Consider the following 17,933-nt stretch of genomic DNA (forward strand, 5'->3'; position numbering starts at 1 on the left):
GCGCTCCGTTTGCAAAATCCAATAATTAGTAGGATATTCACTTAAATGGCTGTCTGCCCTTACTGCAAAGATACCGTCCCTGAGGAGGGAGCGTGGTTCTGTCCGACCTGTGATGCGGCGCATCATACCGAATGCTGGGATGCAAATCAAAGAATGTGCAGCGTTTACGGATGCAAATCCAGGTCCGAAGAGGTCTTGCTGGGATGTCCTTATTGCGAAGAAGCCTCCCTTGGTGGAAGAGGGACCTGCAACACCTGCGGTGAACCGTTGATGAATTCTTCGGAAGTGGCTGAATTCCTGGCGCGTCATGAGTGGGAAATACTGCCGACGGAAGCCAGTTGGAATCCGGTGCTAATCGCGGGCTTCCTGCGAAATAACGGCATTACGGCGCGGATCAGCAAAAAAGCGCCCATCTCTATGTTTGGAATCAACCCGAAGATAACGGTTCTTGTGCCGGCAGAGCAGGCTGAAGATGCGCAAACCGTGATGGGATCGCTCGCTGAAAAATTCCAAACTTGCCCAGGATGTGGACATACCTTATTTATTGACGAAGAAGAATGTTCCTATTGCTTAGAAGATTCTGGAGCTGAAACATGAAAAAAGTTCTTTTCTTTGTTCCCTTTTTACTGGCCGTCGCTCTATTTGCAGAAACGCGAGATCAGCTCGTAGATTACCTCCCCCGGAATAGTCATCTTGTAGGTGGCGCAGATTTCGCGCAAATGCAGGACAACGAAGTCTACCAGAGCATGGAGCGGAATGGACAGATATGGTCCTATGATGACAAGAACGGAATCGTAGAATACATAAAGCTTTTGAAATTAGACACGAAAAAAGATATTCGCGCGTTTGCGTTTTCGAAGTACGTGAACAATTACGGTGGCAGCGGCGAGGTCCGTGTTTTCTTGTTGAGCCGTGATTGGTCCAGCGATCTTGAAGCGTTCACAGCTACTCCATACGCGGGAAAATCGCTTTACCGCATCTCGCCGGAGCAGGACAAGTATGCGACTTTACTCACTCCGAATACAATCGCAGCTGGAAATCTAAATGAAGTAAAAATGGCAGTGGATGTGGCCAGTGGAAAAGTACCGGCTTTGAAAGCAAATCCAAATCTTGCACCGCTTTACGCTAAAATTCCCGTAGGATCTACGGTGTGGGCAATTGCGATGCCTCTGTCGCGCCGCAAAGCCGCGGATGCAAACGCGAAGCAAAGTACGAACGCGATCATTGGAGGGTTTCAGACTTATTACTTTTATGGCATCCCCACAAAAACCGCCACACGCGCCCAATTCTATGGCCAAACACAGGACGAAAAGCAGGCAGCTTTCATGAGTAGCTTCATGATTGGAACTTTGCTTGTAACAAAATTCCGCGTCGAGCAACCTCTGGCGGAAATGCTTGATAAGATTGATGTCAAACACAATGGAAATACGGTCCAAGTGAGTATGCTGGTAACCAAAGAGATGGTGGACGCGTACTTCAAAGGAAAACTCGGATTCTGATATGGCTGAAATTCGCGCATTCCAGGGGCTCTGTTACAATCCCGCAAAAATCGAACAGATTTCGGATGTAATCGCTCCTCCTTACGATGTGATCTCACCTGAGCAAAAAGAACAATTGCTCCAGCGATCTCCTTACAACATCGTGAGGTTGATCCTTCCGGACGGGGAGGAACCTTATCGAAATGCAAACAGGATTGTGCAAAGCTGGATGCAACAGCAAGTTTTACTTCCCGATGCTGCGCCCAGCATTTATTGCTATCATCAAACGTTCAAAACTCCTGAGGGAGAGGAAAGAACGCGCAAGGGTTTTCTTGCGCTCATCCGGCTGGTCGATTGGGATCAGGGCGTGGTTCTGCCGCATGAAGCAACACTTTCCGCTCCGAAAGAGGACCGCCTGATGCTGTTGCGCGCATGCAAAATCAATTTCAGTCCCATCTTCAGTCTTTATTCGGATCCGGAGTTGAAGGCGGATAAACTTTTGGAGCCCTTCACTTCAACGCCTCCACGAACCAAAGCTCAGGATCCGGACGGAATCCTCAACACATTCTGGGCGATTTCTGATCGTGATACAGTCGAAAAAGTGCAATCCATTATGAGCGAACACTGGGTGCTGATCGCCGATGGACACCACCGGTATGAATCCTGTCTTCTTTACCGCAACGAACGAAGCCGCGAAGATAAGAATCCTGATGCGCCGTTTCATTTCACGCTCATGTTCTTCTGCAACATCAATCAGCCCGGCATCACAGTGCTCCCCTACAATCGAGCGGTCCTGAGTCTCCCCACTTTTGATCCTGAAGCCATTTTGCGCAAAGCTTCCGGATATTTTTCGATTCAGTCATTTGGAGATTCCAGGATAGCTTTTGCAGAACTAAAAGTTGCCGGACGCGAGAGAACGGCCTTTCTGGCCCGGTTTGCAGGAACACCCGGCTGGAAGCTCTTCAGTCTAATGCCTGGGACAAAGCTGGAAAGTTACTATGCCCCTGAAACACCCCGGACCGTGCAAAACCTTGATGTCAACGTGTTGCACAAAATATTTTTAGGAGCAATCTTATCTATTTCGGATGAAGATATCCGGAATCAAACGTATCTTAAATATTATAAGAATGCGGAAGAGGAACAGAAGGATTTCGAACGGGGGAAATTGCAAATCGCTTTTTTCCTGAATCCTACACGCGTGGATCAAGTGATAGAAGTATCCAAAGCAGGAAAGAAAATGCCGCAAAAATCAACGTTCTTTTACCCGAAACTCATGACGGGTTTCGTCATGAACAAGCATGAATGAGGTTTCACCTTATGTTTAAAAAACTTGTGTTGCCCTGCCTGATTCTCGCAATTGGGGTTCCGTTGTGGGGAGCTCCGGAATCCACGGAGCGATCACAGGCTTACTACCACTTCATGCTTGGTCTGATGAAAGAACGATCACAGGATCTCTCTGCCGCCATCGATCAATACCGCGAAGCGTTGCAGTACGATCCCAAGGCTTCTGAGATTTTTGTGCGCCTGGCGGATCTCTACGTTCAAACAAACAGAGTCCCGGAAGCGGTGAAAGACGCTCAATCTGCGATCCAGAAAAACCCGAACAACAAAGAAGCTCACAGAATGCTGGGACAGATTTATCTGGAAAAAATGTATGGAGCAGAAACGGACCGGCAGGATCTCTTGAATGCCATTCGCGAGTTTGAAGAAGTGCACCGAATTGATCCGCAGGATGAAGGAGCCATGCTTTCTCTCGGACAACTTTACCTGCAGTCCAATCAGGCAAAACAAGCGACCGAAGTCCTGGCAAAATACCTGGAGCGAAATCCCGAATCTCAGACCGCGATCATGTCGATCGCATCCGCTTATCAACAACTCAATCAACCGGAAAAAGCAATTTCATACCTTCTAAAGTATTCGGAGCTGAATCCGAACAATATTTATGTGATTCAACAGATCGCGGACTCTTATCTGAAAGCCGGAAACTTTACGGAGGCTCTCGAATACCAGCGACGCGCTTTTGAAGCTGACTCGGATAATCCCACACTCGCTAGGAAATACATCGACCTGCTCGGAAGAACTCAAAAACATGAGGAAGCGATTGCCTTGTTGGAAGCCCGTGTTGCCAACGAGCCGGATAAATTGGAATGGATTGTGTTGCTCGCAAAAAGCTACCAGAAATGGGGAAAACAGGAACAGGCAGAGTCGATGATCAAATCGAAGATCGCTTCGAACCCAAAGGATACCGATCTCGCGCTGGCTCTGGTCCAGATCTATGAAGAAGGAGAAAAGTTTCCTGAGGCGCTTCAGGAACTGGAGCGCATGCTTCAGACGGTGCAAAACAATGCAGTCATCGAAGAGCGAGAGCGAAAGACCGATCTGGCTTTGATCTACTCCCACATGGGATATGCGACACAGCAAACAAAGGAGTATGAACGGTCGACCCAGTTCTATCAAAAAGCGCGAACGTTTGTGGATCCAGAGGACACGGGAAAAATCGATTTCTATATTGCATTGAACTACCGTGGACAAAAGAAGTGGGACGAAGCCATCACGCTTTTGAACAGCATTACAAAAGAAAGCCCGAACGATACGGATTCGCTCGAGCTCCTTTCGCTGGTATACGAAGAAAAGGGAGATCTGGCGAATAGCGACAAAATCGTGGACAACCTGATCACCACTTATCCCAACTCCATACAGTATGCCCTTATGAAAGCGGAACGCTTGCAGCGACGCGAGAAGTATGAGGACTCCATTACGTATTTAAAAACAGTCTTGCCCCGGTTCCCCTCCGATGACCGCACTTTGTTCCTGCTGGGCGCAGCCTCCGAGAGATTGAAGCGACACGACGATGCGGAAGTTTTCTTTAAACGGGTTATCGAATTGAATCCTCAAAATGCTGACGCCTTTAACTATCTTGGTTATATGTTGATCGACAATGGCTTGCGCGTTCAGGAAGGACTGGATTATGTCAAACGCGCACTCGAAATCGATCGCGACAACGGCGCCTATCTGGATAGTCTGGGCTGGGGTTATTTCAAACTGAATCAGCTGGAGCTCGCTGAAGACAACTTGCGCCAGGCAATTGAAAAACTATCTGACAATGCAGTGGTTCATGACCATATGGGAGACCTATATTTCCAACAGGGCAAGTTCCAGATGGCAATCCAACACTGGGAAAAAGCCTTACAGAACAAAAACAATGAAATTGATCCGCAATTTATTCAAAAAAAAATTGATGATACAAAAAGCAGGTTACCTTGAGAAATTCCTTGTACTTGTATTGCTATTAGTCGCCATTTCCTGTTCGCATCATACCGCCCCGGCCTTCACCGATTATGATTCCTTTGTCAGCAGCTACAGTAAGAAAGCGGACCCCATCGCTGAAATCTACGGGCAATACGTTGCGAAACAGTCATCAAAGAGAGTTAGAGCAAAGTACAATCTTCTGCTCGATCCGGGTCAACGGGCCTATATAGAAATTCTTGATCCTTCGGACCGGCTTGTGAATGCATTGAGCCTGACTCAAAAGAAAATCTGTTTGCTGTGGGCAAAAGATAACGCTTACATTCAAGAAGAAGCGACACCTGAAAATCTGAAGGCGATCATTGGTTTGCCTGTGAATGCGGATGACGCTTTGCAATTGATTGCCGGCCAGGGGCTTCAGTTCAGCGCCTGGCAACAGAAGGAAGTAGTTAAAAACGGATGGAAGCTCGTACGGGGACCTTCCTCAGCAATCATCACGGCAAGAGAGAACCTTTCAAAAATTGAAACGGTCACGAATCAAGGATCCTTCCGCGTTCACTTTGAAAAGTATGAGTTTCTCAGTGATAAATCGTTTCCTACCCGAATCCGTTTCGAATTGCCGGAGCGGAAAACGACAGTGGAACTTCGAATCGACAAATACCTGCCCAGAACCGAAGAACCAACAGAAGATTTATTCGAGCTGAAGCTGCCTGAGAATGTGAAGAAGCTTGCGTTGAATGAAATCTATCACGGAAAACCGCTCCTCTTTGAGTAGAAATTCCAAATCACAAACTCCAAAATACAGATAATTTCCAGGCTCCAATTTTCAATGATCAAACCGGCCTGGATTCGTTTGGAAATTGGAATTTTAAAATTGAAACAAGGATCCGCCGCATAGTAGTTCGTAGGATTGCGAGAGTTATGGTTTAATCATGTAAGTAGAACCAAAATGCGCAATGACCAATTGATCCGGCAATGGAGAATGCTTATTCTGCTGGATGGTTCGAGTGGACGAACACAACAATCGCTGGCTGAAGAACTGGGATGCAGCACTCGCACGATACAGCGCGATCTAGAGGCTCTTACAATAGCGGGATTCCCAATTACTTATGGAGTCCGCGGACATGAATTTTACTGGTTTATTCATGCCGGCTTTCGTGTGCCGGGAATTCCATTCACACTTAGCGAATTGCTGGCTCTTTCGCTGGCTCGCAACTTTTATTCCCTTCTTCCCATAGAATCCCTCGCTGCGGCCTACCGCTCCGCTATTGCTAAGATCGAAAAGGTGTTTCCGGCAGTTAAAGACCTGGAGTTATTTTCTTCCGGTGGTACCGGACGCAAAGATTACAGCGGCCAATGGAGTAATATCCAGATTCTAGTGAATGCTGTCCGCACCCGGAACCGAATTTCAATGACGTATTTCGCTTATGGCAAGAAGGAACTCTCCGCACGGATTGTAGATCCATATGATTTGTGGCACGCACAGGAAACCCTATATCTAATCGGTTACTGTCATCTCCGTCAGGATTTGCGCTTGTTCGCAGTGGAGCGAATTCAACACGTGGAGCAATTACCTGAACGCTTTGAGGTTCGCACCGGGTATTCATTAAATGCGTTCAGACAGAACCGATTTCGAGTGATGCAGGAGGACGCCACCATGACTGTTCGAATCCGCTTTTCGTCCGAAGTGTCCGACTATGTTCAGGATCGTTTGTGGCATCCCTCACAGCGCTTCGAGAAGCAAGCGGACAGTCGACTAGTTCTTACAATGGAAACAGCCGGAAGCACAGAGATACTCAACTGGGTGCTCGGTTACGGGCCGGAGGCAGAAATACTAGAGCCGTATGTGCTACGAAAGAGAGCGATCACGCTCGCAAAACGTATGCTCCAACAGTATCAGAGTGTCCCGAAGCTGCGCGTTAAACGCGCCGGAAGTACCAGGAGCAATCTTGGGGACGGTTCAGCAGCGCGAAAACATGCACCTAGATCCTGATGAGTACTCATAAGCGCGTGTTGGATCAAGTGTTACGCGGCACTGCAGACTCAAATATTCGGTTCGCCGATCTTTGCAGCATGCTCAAGAAACTCAAATTTCAAGAAAGAATTAAGGGAAGTCATCATATCTTTACTAAGGATGGCGTTGAAGAGATCATTAATCTTCAGCCTAAACGAAACAAGGCGAAGCCGTATCAAGTGAAACAGGTTCGGAACATCGTGCTAAAATACAAACTTGGGGATGTTATCGGTGATTAAATACGAAGTTATAATTTATTGGAGCCTGGAAGACTCAGCCTTCGTTGCCGAGGTTCCGGAATTGCCTGGATGCGCGGCGGATGGGGCGACATACCAAGAGGCGCTCGCAAATGCAGAAATTGTAATCACGGAATGGATCGAGACCGCGAAAGAACTGGGGCGTCCCATTCCAAAACCGAAAGGACGACTGGTCTTCGCTTAAAAAATTCCATCTTTCCTTCCAAGGTATCTACAAAAAAGCGCGCGAGTTGCAAAACTGCGACCCAACTTGTCGCAGTTTCCAATTAATATGAACCAGTAAGCGGCAATTATGATCTTACTTGAGATAAAGTTTCCCATCTTCGGGACTTCGCTTCCCTCAGATCATGGCTATTCGGTATTCGCATCAATTTCACGGCTCATTCCACAGGCTCATGAAGGAGACTGGCTTGCGATCGATACCATGCCCGGTGCAGTGCGTGGAGACGGGACGATTCTGATCAATGGGCGCGCGCGATTAAGAATGCGGGCTCCACAAAACTACGTGAGGTTGGTTCTACAACTCGCAGGCAAACGATTGGACGTATCAGGCCACCATATCCGCTTGGGGATTCCACAAATATTCTTGCTACAGGCATCCGAGGCACTCTACGCCCGCTCTGTAACGATCAAGAAATTCACAGAGCCGGAGCCGTTTCTGGAAGCGGTGAAACGTAAACTCGATGAGATGGGCATAAAAGGCAAACCCGCTATAGGAGCACGGCGTGCATTCCGCGTCGGCTCACACACAATAGTAGGCTTTGGACTTACCATTCGCGGCCTAAGTGCCGAACATTCTTTGCTCTTACAAGAACGCGGCATCGGCGGCCGCCGTCACATGGGCTGCGGCTATTTTGTCCGAATTGGATCACCTATGGATTGAACGAAGATGATGAACAACCTGAGATTTGATTGCCTTTTGGCAAAGAGCTACGTCAACCAGGTGCCCCCCGAACCTGCGCCAACCTATGCCCGGTTAGTTCCCCACCTTCGAGCGGTTGAGTGTGCCGGAATGAGCATCCTTGAAGTAGCAGGAGATCTCATTTTGCAACAACTGGGATTACCACAACATCCATGGCATTCACGTCTGAACCGCGCAATGCGGGTTGCTTGCCTTTGCCACGACATTGGCAAAGCGAACGATGGCTTTCAGAAAATGGTAAGAAGATTAATTCCGCCTATCGTTCAGCCCGTTCGGCACGAACTATTGAGTTCACTTCTTTTGTGCGAAGAGAACGGTAGTATCAGAAAATGGGCGATAAATCTGCTCAGAGAGGACATGGAAACCAAAAATGATGATTCTGAAATGCTGTTGAATTGTGTAATCGGAGCGATTGGAGGACATCATCTAAAGCTGGACGAAGGATGGAAAAAGGCCGCGCTTGCCCTCCAGGGCGGATGCGGATCGCAATTGGCAATGCTGTTCAACCATCCTGATTTGGTTTCGTTGTTCATCAAGGAACTCATTAAAGAAGAATTGCTATTCTCGTTGGTCGAAGGTGATCGCTCCTACATTGGAAACAAGCGGATGGAATTTAACATGAAAGGTATTCAATGGAAGAAAAGAATCGAAGCTGACCCAGATTGGTGGCGTTTTGCTGCTGCTCTCAAGGCATTACTCACCGCCGCGGATGTGGCTGGTAGTGCGATGTTGCCCGAGAAAGAGAACATTCGAGTCTGGGTACGCGAGACATTGAGTCACCGAATTAGGTGCGAAGAGATGCATGAAGTCGTAAATACCAGATTGAAAGCAAATGTGCTTCGCCCTTTTCAAGAAGCGATCGGAAAATCGAGGTCTCGCATTACTCTGGTAGAAGCTGGATGTGGAAGTGGAAAGACGGTGGCAGCTTTTCTTTGGGCTGCTCATCATGCAGATGATAAGAAATTGTTTTTCTGCTATCCCACAACTGGAACAGCAACAGAAGGTTTCCTTGGATATGTTAACGAAACGGAGATAGAAGCAAGACTCATTCACTCCCGGGCTATCGTTGACCTCGAAGGGATAGCGAAAGTCACCGATGAGGATGAGAATGATCATCTTTTGCGAATAGAATCACTCAACGCATGGAGTCCAAAAGTTATCGTTTGTACGGTTGACACAGTCTTGGCTTTGGTCCGAAATAACCGGCGAGGTCTTTACAATTCGCCTGCTATTTTGTCAGGGTCTTTCGTGTTTGATGAGATTCATGCCTACGATAACAGCTTGATTACGGGTTTGGTTGCGCTGATCAGATCCCTGCCAGGGGCGAGTTTTCTCTTGATGAGCGCCTCTCTCCCCAAAAACAGAAAGGAATTCTTGCTTGCAAATATTCCAGGGATTTCGAAGATCGCTTCTCCCACGGATTTGGAAAAGATACCCAGATATAACTTTGAACGAGCGGTACACGATAGTGCTTATCGCATAGCGCTCGATACCCTACAACTTAGGAAACGGATTCTCTGGGTGTGTAATACGGTGCGGCGTTCTCAAAGAATATTTGAGCTATTCGCCGGTTTCAGTCGGAAAAATTATCATAGTAGGTTCAAATATCTCGATCGAGTCAAGAAGCATAGAGCAGTTGTCAGTGAATTTTCAAATGAAGCTTGCTCCGAAGGAACTATTGCGATCACAACACAGGTTGCGCAAATGTCCCTTGACCTTGACGCTGACTTGCTGATCACTGAGATAGCACCCATACCCGAATTGATTCAGCGGCTCGGGAGATTGAACCGTAGAGTAACCCCCGAAAATAAAGGCGAGCCGCGAAAGGCAATCTTCATTGAACCTGAAAACGCTAAACCATATCATCAAAAGGATCTGGAACTTGCCTCACATTGGATAGATGCACTCATAAAAGAACACCATCAAATTTCGCAGGAAGATCTCGCGCGTGCTTTCCATACTCTTTCCCCGGAGGAAAACATTTGGTTAGATACTCGAACCGCATGGCTTGACTCCGGATGGCTGGCGGAACCAGAGCCAGTGCGAGATATCGGATATAGCGTGTCCATCATCCTGGAGGAAGAACTGGACCTATGTAGGCAAGACCTCCGAGAAATCATCAATCGCGTAATCCCTATGAATTATCGTGGAAACATGAAAGCCTGGAAAGAGTTTAAAGGGAATTTGATCGCTCCGCCAGGTGCCATTGACTACAACGAAGAAAGAGGAGCCATCTTACTTTGAGGATGAGAATTCCACTGAACGCCCCTGGCATGACAAGCCTTCATAAGGCGGGACTTGCCGGACTCTATATGACCTTGGAGGCCCTTACCCGTGATCAACGGCTTATCAGCGGCCTTGAATGGCACCTTGAACCGACCAGCGTGACCTTTGATTGGAAAGAGGAACGCCTGAAAGAAGCATTCAGGGATCTGATTTCGGCGTCATTTTGGCTTGATCAAGGATTCATCCGACTGACAGGGCTTGAAATATCCGGTCAGCCCAAACCCGATCAGAAACATCATCTATATAACGCGCTATTGCACAGCTTTCTCCAGTTCGGTCCTCACAGACCAACGGATAGCAAACGAACACTAACATATGAAGTAGATGAACGGACATACAGCATAAAGGACTTTGCACCCGTAAAAAGCTTCAGACATCAAAAAGCGGAAAAAGACTTCGTCGACACCAATGGGAAATTTAAAATGGATGTGGAGACATCAAGTTGGTTGTACCCTGGAGGCAGTCAGAGACATGTCGTTCACGCAGCCACTAAGGTAACCGAGAGGGTAGAGAAGGCGCTCGCCCTGCTTTATGCCCCTGTTGGAGTTTTCTACTACGCGATTAGATCACGATATCGCGGTCGCAAAGCACGCCTTGCGATGATCGTTCCAGAAGTCAGTGACCTGCAGACTTATTCGGAGATCCGTCAGGCATTCGCGCAACAGGGTGTTCTTGAGCTTACCGCCAGTAGCGCGTCGGATGCCGCATTGAGGATGCTGGTTTCCATTGAGGCAAATAAGGCGGTCAACGAACTCACGAATTATCTTGGCGAATCGTTCATGTGTCGTGTGGTCACTTTTGGCATTGTGAGCTGGAACGAAAAACAGAAGACGAGAACGTATACGCGTTCTATTCATGGCGGCAGTCTGCCAGGCTTGGATGATTATCGAAAAGCGTCGGCCATCTTCAAGAACCGGTGGCAGAAAGTCGACGCAAAGATGGATCGCAAAGGCAAGATAATCGAGCCCGAGCGTTACTTCGTAAAGACTTATTCCGCTCGTGAACTCATCGCGGAGAATGTTGCACAAAAAAAGCCGTGGTATCAGGATTTAACGACCTTCATGAGTCAGAAGGAGACACGGAACCAACTTTTATTCGAAAGGGAGGAATTGCACCAAATGGTTGAAAAGGCATTTTTAGATGACAGCGAACGAATCTTTATTCGCGTCTGCCATGAGAGCTGGCGCAGACGGATGGGCAAGCTTGGTGAACGCGCAACGAAGGAAGGAGCTAATTTCCAGAGTTTGGTGAGAAGAGAATCAGAAAGGCTACGGACATCTCTCGCGCGGAGCAAAAACGCAGAAACATTACGCGAAACGGTGGTTGATTTTTGGGCTCGGGCAGGAACAAATCAGGAACTACAGAGAGAAGGGCTAGCGAAATTGCTCCCGTTGTTTAATGAAAACAATTGGCGCAAGGCGCGAGATTTGGCACTGCTTGCGTTGATCAGTTATCAGCCACAGAGCGACGAAGAAAAAGAGGCCCTTAGCGAGGCGCCTCAGGTTGAGGAGGAGGAAACCGATGAGTAAACATCTGTTTGGATTGATCGTTACTCCCTACGGGGCTGCCGCGAACAACCGCGGGGAGACCGAGGGAAATATTACCACTTTGCAGAAATTGCTTTGGAAAGGCGAAATTCACACAACCGTCTCGGCCGAAGCGATCCGCTGGGCTATTCGTTACTATTTTCAAAGAACGCAGGGAACTAAGGCAGTGAATCGTCAGTGGAGTGAGGAAATAGAAGATCATGTTTGGCAGGACCAAACATGGGCTCCCTGGACGAGCAAGGATGAAAATGTACGAAAACAAGAAACCTTTATTGACGATGACATAATGGGATTCATGTTAGCTGAAGCAGCAAGCACAGATGGAGGGGATGATTTAGACACTCTGAAGAAGGAAAGGAAATCTGCTGACCAGGAATTCAAGGGATTAAGCAAAGATGAGCAAAAAGGCGACAGAGGAAAGACTGTGAAGGCGCGCAGTAAAGAGCTTGCTGAGAAAATCAAGGTTATGACGGAAGGGACATGTGATAAGCGTCGCGGAGCCTTAGAAGTGACGCGTGCAATTTCTTTATCACCGTTCGCAGGTGATATCACTTTCAATGCAAAGAGCGGAACCAAGACTAGCACAAGCCTGTATGGAACCGAGGTCCATGCAACTCGGTACCAATATGCATTTGCGCTCACTCCTGAGTCTCTGCGTGTTCAGTCAAGAACCCTTATCCTTGTTGATGCAATATTGAATCTCTCCGAAGTGGCTGGGAATCAGAGTCGTTTTCTATTTGACTTTTCACCCGACTCAGTTGTGTTCCGATGGACAGATGACTTCGCACCTCGAATTCTCTATGGCTTCGATATGCACAGTGATATGAATCTTTCTTTTCCTGGGATACTCGAAAGAATAAAAAATCGGGACATTCAGCCTAATGAGTTATTCATAGGTGGATCTATCGTAACGACCTTTACCGAAGAAGATCTAAAAATTCTTCAAGGCGCATTTGTTGATAACGGAGTAAGGGCGGCCGTCGATAAGTTGAAGCACCGAATCCGTCGGGACCTCGAACTTCCGGAGAAATAGCGCATGGAGCAAATAGGTCTGTACGTATCGGTTCCTATCACTTCTTTCCGAGTACCGCGCGCCCGGGAGTATTTTGAAACATTCCCCTGTCCTCCACCTTCAACTGTTTACGGAATGTTGCTTTCTATTGTTGGCGAAGAGAACCGCTATAAACATGAAGGAACTGAGATTGCGATTGCGCTTGTTTGCGATCCCGAATATTCGGTTGTTCTTCGAACTGTCTGGCGCGTTAAGGAAATGAAAAATGGCCCGGGATTGGGAAATAACCGCCGACCGGATTTCCAAGAAATATTGTCACCGGTTGAGGTTGTGGTCTGGGTCCGTAAAGGACAAGACGAAGTAGCGGAGACTTCGTTACTAAGTCGACTGGCTTATGTGATGGAAGATCCACAGCGTATCAAGAGATTTGGGGGAGTTTCGCTCGGAGAGAGCACTCATTTAGTAAATGACGTTTGCCACCTGAAATACAGAAGTGATCAGAAAGATTCCAGTGAGAAGTGTCATTTATTAGTCTCCGATCAAGGAGGCGATCTTGCTCTTCCCATTTGGCCTGATCATGTAGGATCTACAACAAGCTGGGGTCAATTCAAGTTATTGAATACAAAACTCCCGGAGAAACCCTCAAGTAGAGCGTGGATTCCCATTAAGAGGTGACTCAGGTTTATCATGGCGGCTTATTCAGCAGGCACCTCGAATAATAACGCGGCACCACTCCTTCGGGTCCAATCTCTGCATGCGCTGTTGTATTGCGAGCGTTTGTTTTACCTGGAAGAAGTGGAGAATGTGCGGCTCGCGGATGCAGCGGTATATGCTGGCCGCAGACTACACGTGGAGTTGGCACGAGAAGAAGAAGGTGATTGGCACGCACTGGACTTAAAGTCGGAAAAGCTTGGTCTAATTGGTCGCGTAGATTGTCTGAGACGGCGGAACGGATCGCTTATTCCCTACGAACACAAACGGGGACGCGCTGCGCGAATTCGTACAACAAATCCTCCCAAAGGCAGTAAGAATTCGGATGAAGCATGCGCCTGGCCGAGCGATAGACTGCAAGTAGGGGCATATGCGATGCTGGTAGAAGAAGCGACCGGACAGACGATTGTCGAAGGACGAGTGCGTTATCATCAGGACAACGTTACTGTGCGCGTCCCGATAGATCCAGCTTTACGCGCTGACGTTATTCAGTCCATCTCACGTGCAAGAAGTCTTGCGGATTGTGTCGAGCGGCCGCCTGTAACTGAAAATGAAAGGCTTTGCGTGAAGTGCTCCCTGGCACCTGCATGTCTTCCGGAAGAGGCTCGCGCCATCTCGCGACTCAGCAGTGAGTCTATCCATAAGCCGCTACAAAGAAGTGTAGGGCTGAAGACGCAACAAATCGATCAGCCAAGTGCGGACCAGAAGGCGGGCACAGGTAAAGAATCGAGTCTGGCAACGTCGCATGTGCCACGCCTATTTCCCGCGGACGATCACAGGCAAGCGTTACACGTTGTAACCCCAGGGGCTCGCGTTGGGCGCGCTGGTGATGAAATCGAGATCTTTGCACCGGAACAGCCGAAAGAACGCCATCCTGTACGCGAAATCGGTCAAGTCGTTCTGCACGGTTTTGCCCAGATCACAACACAAGCACTACGGCTGTGTGCAGACAAGGAAGTCGCCGTTCATTGGATCACGCAGGGAGGCGGCTATATTGGATCGTTTTCTTCGGGAGCCGGCGCAGTGCAAAAACGGATTCGACAATACGAGGCACTGCGAACTCCCGAGTTCCGTCTGCAGCTTGTACGCAGACTTGCAGAAGCAAAAATCCTCTCGCAGCTTCGTTTCGTACTTCGCGCCAGTCGAAATACCGATCGAGAGACCATCGGGATTTCGCAAACAATTGATGGAATCCGCAAACTCATGCCTGCTCTTCAGCGAGCAAATTCCGTCGATGCAATCAGAGGCTTGGAAGGACGCGCCGGCGCTCTTTATTTCAAAGCCTTGCCGACCTTCATCGATTCAGCTATTGATGAACGAATGAAACCCGAAGGTCGCACTCGTCGACCGCCGCGCGATCGTTTCAACGCGTTAATCGGGTTTGCGTATGCACTGCTGCTCAAGGACGTGATGTCTGCAATTCTCACAGTCGGACTTGATCCTGCATTCGGATTCTATCACCGGCCCAGAAGCCAAGCCCATCCCTTGGCGCTGGATCTAATCGAACTTTTTCGCGTCGCCATGGTAGATCTTCCTATCGTTGCTTCGCTCAATCGACGTCAATGGGACCCGGATGACGATTTTGTCGTTGCAGGGTTTCAGGTCTGGCTTTCAGACTTAGGCAGACGCAAAATGATTGAGCTATATGAAAAGCGAAAAACCGACAGATGGAAACATCCGGTACTCCGATACTCCCTCACGTACGCAAGACTTATCGAATTGGAAGCAAGACTTCTTGAAAAGGAATGGACAGGCGAGCCGGGTTTGTTTGCCCGGATGCGTTTAAGGTGATGCCCGAATGAGTCAAACAAATCTTTGGTATCTTGTCGCATATGACATCCGAGAGTCGAAGCGATGGAGGCGTGCTTACAAGATCATTCGCGGCTACGGAAAACCACTGCAGTACTCTTTATTTCGATGCAGGCTTAGTTCGGTGCAACTCGAGCAGCTTCGATGGGAGCTGGAGAAAGTATTGGAACCGGAAGATGCACTGATGTTCGTCGGTCTGTGCTCCAATTGTGTCGAACGCACGATTTTGCGCAACCGCGTTGGCGTGTGGGAAAATGAAAGTGCATTCCGAGTTGTTTAACAATCATGCGCCTCTGCATGTTGCCGTAATGAAGGATGTTTCTTCTAGCTAAATCGAAATGACGAAAGGGATTATGGATAAAAGATGGATTGAATCGTGCTTGAATGAGTACTTTGTTCTTTGCCATGAGCGATTTAGTCCCACAAGCTCGGAATCATTGATGCTCCTTATGACGTGCTGGAAATTGGACCTTGAAAGCAGACGTGCTAAGTTAATGCTAACGCTCAGTTTGAAACTGGCGCGGTGAAAGGATCTGTGATGCCGAAAGGCGTTGAGCACCTCTTTGAGTTTTAGTTTTCTACGGAGAGCATCAGTGAAAGGATCTGTGATGCCGAAAGGCGTTGAGCACTGCTGATTCAAGCCGATTACTGCGACTCCTTCGGTTGTGAAAGGATCTGTGATGCCGAAAGGCGTTGAGCACAATGTAGCAACGATGCTGCGCGGACTCGACACCGTCGGTGAAAGGATCTGTGATGCCGAAAGGCGTTGAGCACTCGATGACTATTCTGGGGCTGGTGGGGGCGGCGGTGGGTGAAAGGATCTGTGATGCCGAAAGGCGTTGAGCACGCGTATCTGTCCCTGATCTTCAGCGAATCGAAATGTGAAAGGATCTGTGATGCCGAAAGGCGTTGAGCACTTGCGTTAACGCAATGCCAAAGACCGTATCTCTCTGTGAAAGGATCTGTGATGCCGAAAGGCGTTGAGCACCTCGAGACCTTCCCTGATGCGCGCCAGTACCTCGGTGAAAGGATCTGTGATGCCGAAAGGCGTTGAGCACTTGTAAAGTTTTCCGTAGTCCGCCATTTTACGATTCGTGAAAGGATCTGTGATGCCGAAAGGCGTTGAGCACTTCAAGGCGTGATTCGATCATTGTTCGATTGATTCCGTGAAAGGATCTGTGATGCCGAAAGGCGTTGAGCACGGTTGCCCATCGATTGCCACATCGTGGGCTGCTTGTCCTGTGAAAGGATCTGTGATGCCGAAAGGCGTTGAGCACCAGGAATCACAATCTATCATGGAAATTGTCTTGAGCGGTGAAAGGATCTGTGATGCCGAAAGGCGTTGAGCACATGACGACAAGGTGCTTTGTTTTTGCGAACAATTGAGTGAAAGGATCTGTGATGCCGAAAGGCGTTGAGCACAACCTGTACGTGGAGTCGCCGCCGCCGCCGAATTCACCGTGAAAGGATCTGTGATGCCGAAAGGCGTTGAGCACAAGGCGGATCCGAAGATTCCGTTCGTGATCTGGCGATGTGTGAAAGGATCTGTGATGCCGAAAGGCGTTGAGCACCGGCAGATCGCGCCCTCGGTTTTTCCGTATTGTCTTCGTGAAAGGATCTGTGATGCCGAAAGGCGTTGAGCACTGGAATCGCAATTTGGATGATTATAAACTCACGTGAAAGGATCTGTGATGCCGAAAGGCGTTGAGCACCACAGGAACCCGTGCGTTGCCGGGATGCGCGCGAGTGAAAGGATCTGTGATGCCGAAAGGCGTTGAGCACTATTGGAGGCTATTGTCCTTTGTGAACTGCATCAAAATGTGAAAGGATCTGTGATGCCGAAAGGCGTTGAGCACTGGAGAGCAAGTCCTACCAGTTAATCCGGTAGAAAAAGTGTGAAAGGATCTGTGATGCCGAAAGGCGTTGAGCACATCAATTCATAAGACGTGTAATCGATTGGAACTTGTGTGAAAGGATCTGTGATGCCGAAAGGCGTTGAGCACACTTTCTTATTGCTAGGCTTTATACCTAACCCTTTTATCAAGTGAAAGGATCTGTGATGCCGAAAGGCGTTGAGCACAATGCAACGAATGATCAAGAGATTCCAGAAGGTCAGTGAAAGGATCTGTGATGCCGAAAGGCGTTGAGCACGTGACACGAGCAGAGAAGAAAGAATTGTTAAAGCAAGTGAAAGGATCTGTGATGCCGAAAGGCGTTGAGCACATCAGTAATGACAGCCGTGCGAAGATACGCCCTAATCGTGAAAGGATCTGTGATGCCGAAAGGCGTTGAGCACGAATGAAGGCTCATTTAAGTACTTCTCCAACTACATGTGAAAGGATCTGTGATGCCGAAAGGCGTTGAGCACATAATGACTTCCTCCACGGTTTGGGTTCTGGAACTGTGAAAGGATCTGTGATGCCGAAAGGCGTTGAGCACCAGCATTGAACCACTTGGAGCGCCGATCGTTACGCAGGTGAAAGGATCTGTGATGCCGAAAGGCGTTGAGCACTACGGGTAAAGGCCATTGGGAGGGAAGTTGTAGTGTGAAAGGATCTGTGATGCCGAAAGGCGTTGAGCACAGGCTCGCGTATGGGGCCCACACGTCGCGATTCTGGTGTGAAAGGATCTGTGATGCCGAAAGGCGTTGA

15 protein-coding genes and 1 CRISPR repeat array are annotated in these 17,933 nt (G+C 48.5%); all 15 genes read left to right on the forward strand.

The genetic code is table 11. The features are described 5' to 3' along the window. Positions 1-270: 270 nt before the first annotated feature. The 15 genes from L0156_14195 to cas2 all read left to right on the forward strand — a co-directional run bounded on the left by L0156_14195 (position 271) and on the right by cas2 (position 15,562). Positions 271-597 (forward strand): hypothetical protein, encoded by a 327-nt coding sequence (locus tag L0156_14195; protein MCI0604145.1) that lies wholly within the window; start codon positions 271-273, stop codon positions 595-597. Next, positions 594-1,499: a hypothetical protein gene (locus tag L0156_14200; GenBank protein MCI0604146.1), complete on the forward strand. Its 906-nt coding sequence runs from the start codon at positions 594-596 to the stop codon at positions 1,497-1,499. The genes L0156_14195 and L0156_14200 overlap by 4 nt, the downstream gene beginning before the upstream one ends. Position 1,500: 1 nt before the next feature. Further along, on the forward strand, positions 1,501-2,784 hold the full coding sequence (locus L0156_14205; protein MCI0604147.1) for a DUF1015 domain-containing protein: 1,284 nt from the start codon (positions 1,501-1,503) through the stop codon (positions 2,782-2,784). Between the two features lie 11 nt (positions 2,785-2,795). Further along, entirely contained in the window at positions 2,796-4,742 is a 1,947-nt protein-coding gene (locus L0156_14210; protein MCI0604148.1) for a tetratricopeptide repeat protein, read from the forward strand. Further along, positions 4,717-5,499: a DUF4292 domain-containing protein gene (locus L0156_14215; GenBank protein MCI0604149.1), complete on the forward strand. Its 783-nt coding sequence runs from the start codon at positions 4,717-4,719 to the stop codon at positions 5,497-5,499. The genes L0156_14210 and L0156_14215 overlap by 26 nt, the downstream gene beginning before the upstream one ends. A 174-nt stretch (positions 5,500-5,673) precedes the next feature. After that, positions 5,674-6,717 (forward strand): transcriptional regulator, encoded by a 1,044-nt coding sequence (locus tag L0156_14220; GenBank protein ID MCI0604150.1) that lies wholly within the window; start codon positions 5,674-5,676, stop codon positions 6,715-6,717. Further along, entirely contained in the window at positions 6,717-6,977 is a 261-nt protein-coding gene (locus L0156_14225) for a type II toxin-antitoxin system HicA family toxin (protein ID MCI0604151.1), read from the forward strand. Before L0156_14220 ends, L0156_14225 begins: the two co-directional genes overlap by 1 nt. Next, positions 6,970-7,179: a type II toxin-antitoxin system HicB family antitoxin gene (locus tag L0156_14230; GenBank protein ID MCI0604152.1), complete on the forward strand. Its 210-nt coding sequence runs from the start codon at positions 6,970-6,972 to the stop codon at positions 7,177-7,179. The genes L0156_14225 and L0156_14230 overlap by 8 nt, the downstream gene beginning before the upstream one ends. 108 nt (positions 7,180-7,287) lie before the next feature. Next, the gene (gene cas6, locus L0156_14235; protein ID MCI0604153.1) at positions 7,288-7,878 is read left to right on the forward strand and encodes a type I-MYXAN CRISPR-associated protein Cas6/Cmx6; all 591 of its coding nucleotides are present in this window, start codon (positions 7,288-7,290) and stop codon (positions 7,876-7,878) included. A gap of 129 nt (positions 7,879-8,007) precedes the next feature. Beyond that, positions 8,008-10,161: a CRISPR-associated helicase Cas3' gene (gene cas3 / locus L0156_14240; protein MCI0604154.1), complete on the forward strand. Its 2,154-nt coding sequence runs from the start codon at positions 8,008-8,010 to the stop codon at positions 10,159-10,161. Between the two features lie 2 nt (positions 10,162-10,163). Beyond that, on the forward strand, positions 10,164-11,732 hold the full coding sequence (cas8a1, locus tag L0156_14245; GenBank protein MCI0604155.1) for a type I-MYXAN CRISPR-associated Cas8a1/Cmx1: 1,569 nt from the start codon (positions 10,164-10,166) through the stop codon (positions 11,730-11,732). Continuing rightward, positions 11,725-12,783: a DevR family CRISPR-associated autoregulator gene (locus tag L0156_14250; GenBank protein ID MCI0604156.1), complete on the forward strand. Its 1,059-nt coding sequence runs from the start codon at positions 11,725-11,727 to the stop codon at positions 12,781-12,783. Before cas8a1 ends, L0156_14250 begins: the two co-directional genes overlap by 8 nt. A 3-nt stretch (positions 12,784-12,786) precedes the next feature. Beyond that, complete coding sequence (gene cas5 / locus L0156_14255) at positions 12,787-13,437, forward strand: type I-MYXAN CRISPR-associated protein Cas5/Cmx5/DevS (GenBank protein ID MCI0604157.1); 651 nt, start codon at positions 12,787-12,789, stop codon at positions 13,435-13,437. Between the two features lie 12 nt (positions 13,438-13,449). Continuing rightward, a complete protein-coding gene (gene cas1 / locus L0156_14260) occupies positions 13,450-15,264 on the forward strand; it encodes a type I-MYXAN CRISPR-associated endonuclease Cas1 (protein MCI0604158.1) in 1,815 nt (604 codons plus the stop codon). Between the two features lie 7 nt (positions 15,265-15,271). After that, positions 15,272-15,562 (forward strand): CRISPR-associated endonuclease Cas2, encoded by a 291-nt coding sequence (cas2, locus tag L0156_14265; GenBank protein ID MCI0604159.1) that lies wholly within the window; start codon positions 15,272-15,274, stop codon positions 15,560-15,562. A 243-nt stretch (positions 15,563-15,805) separates the two neighbouring features. Then, positions 15,806-17,932: direct repeats of the CRISPR family, unit length 31 nt; unit sequence GTGAAAGGATCTGTGATGCCGAAAGGCGTTG. The last annotated feature ends 1 nt before the right edge of the window (position 17,933 follow it).

The organism is bacterium (genome assembly GCA_022616075.1).
In the GTDB taxonomy this organism is placed as follows: Bacteria; Acidobacteriota; HRBIN11; order JAKEFK01; family JAKEFK01; genus JAKEFK01.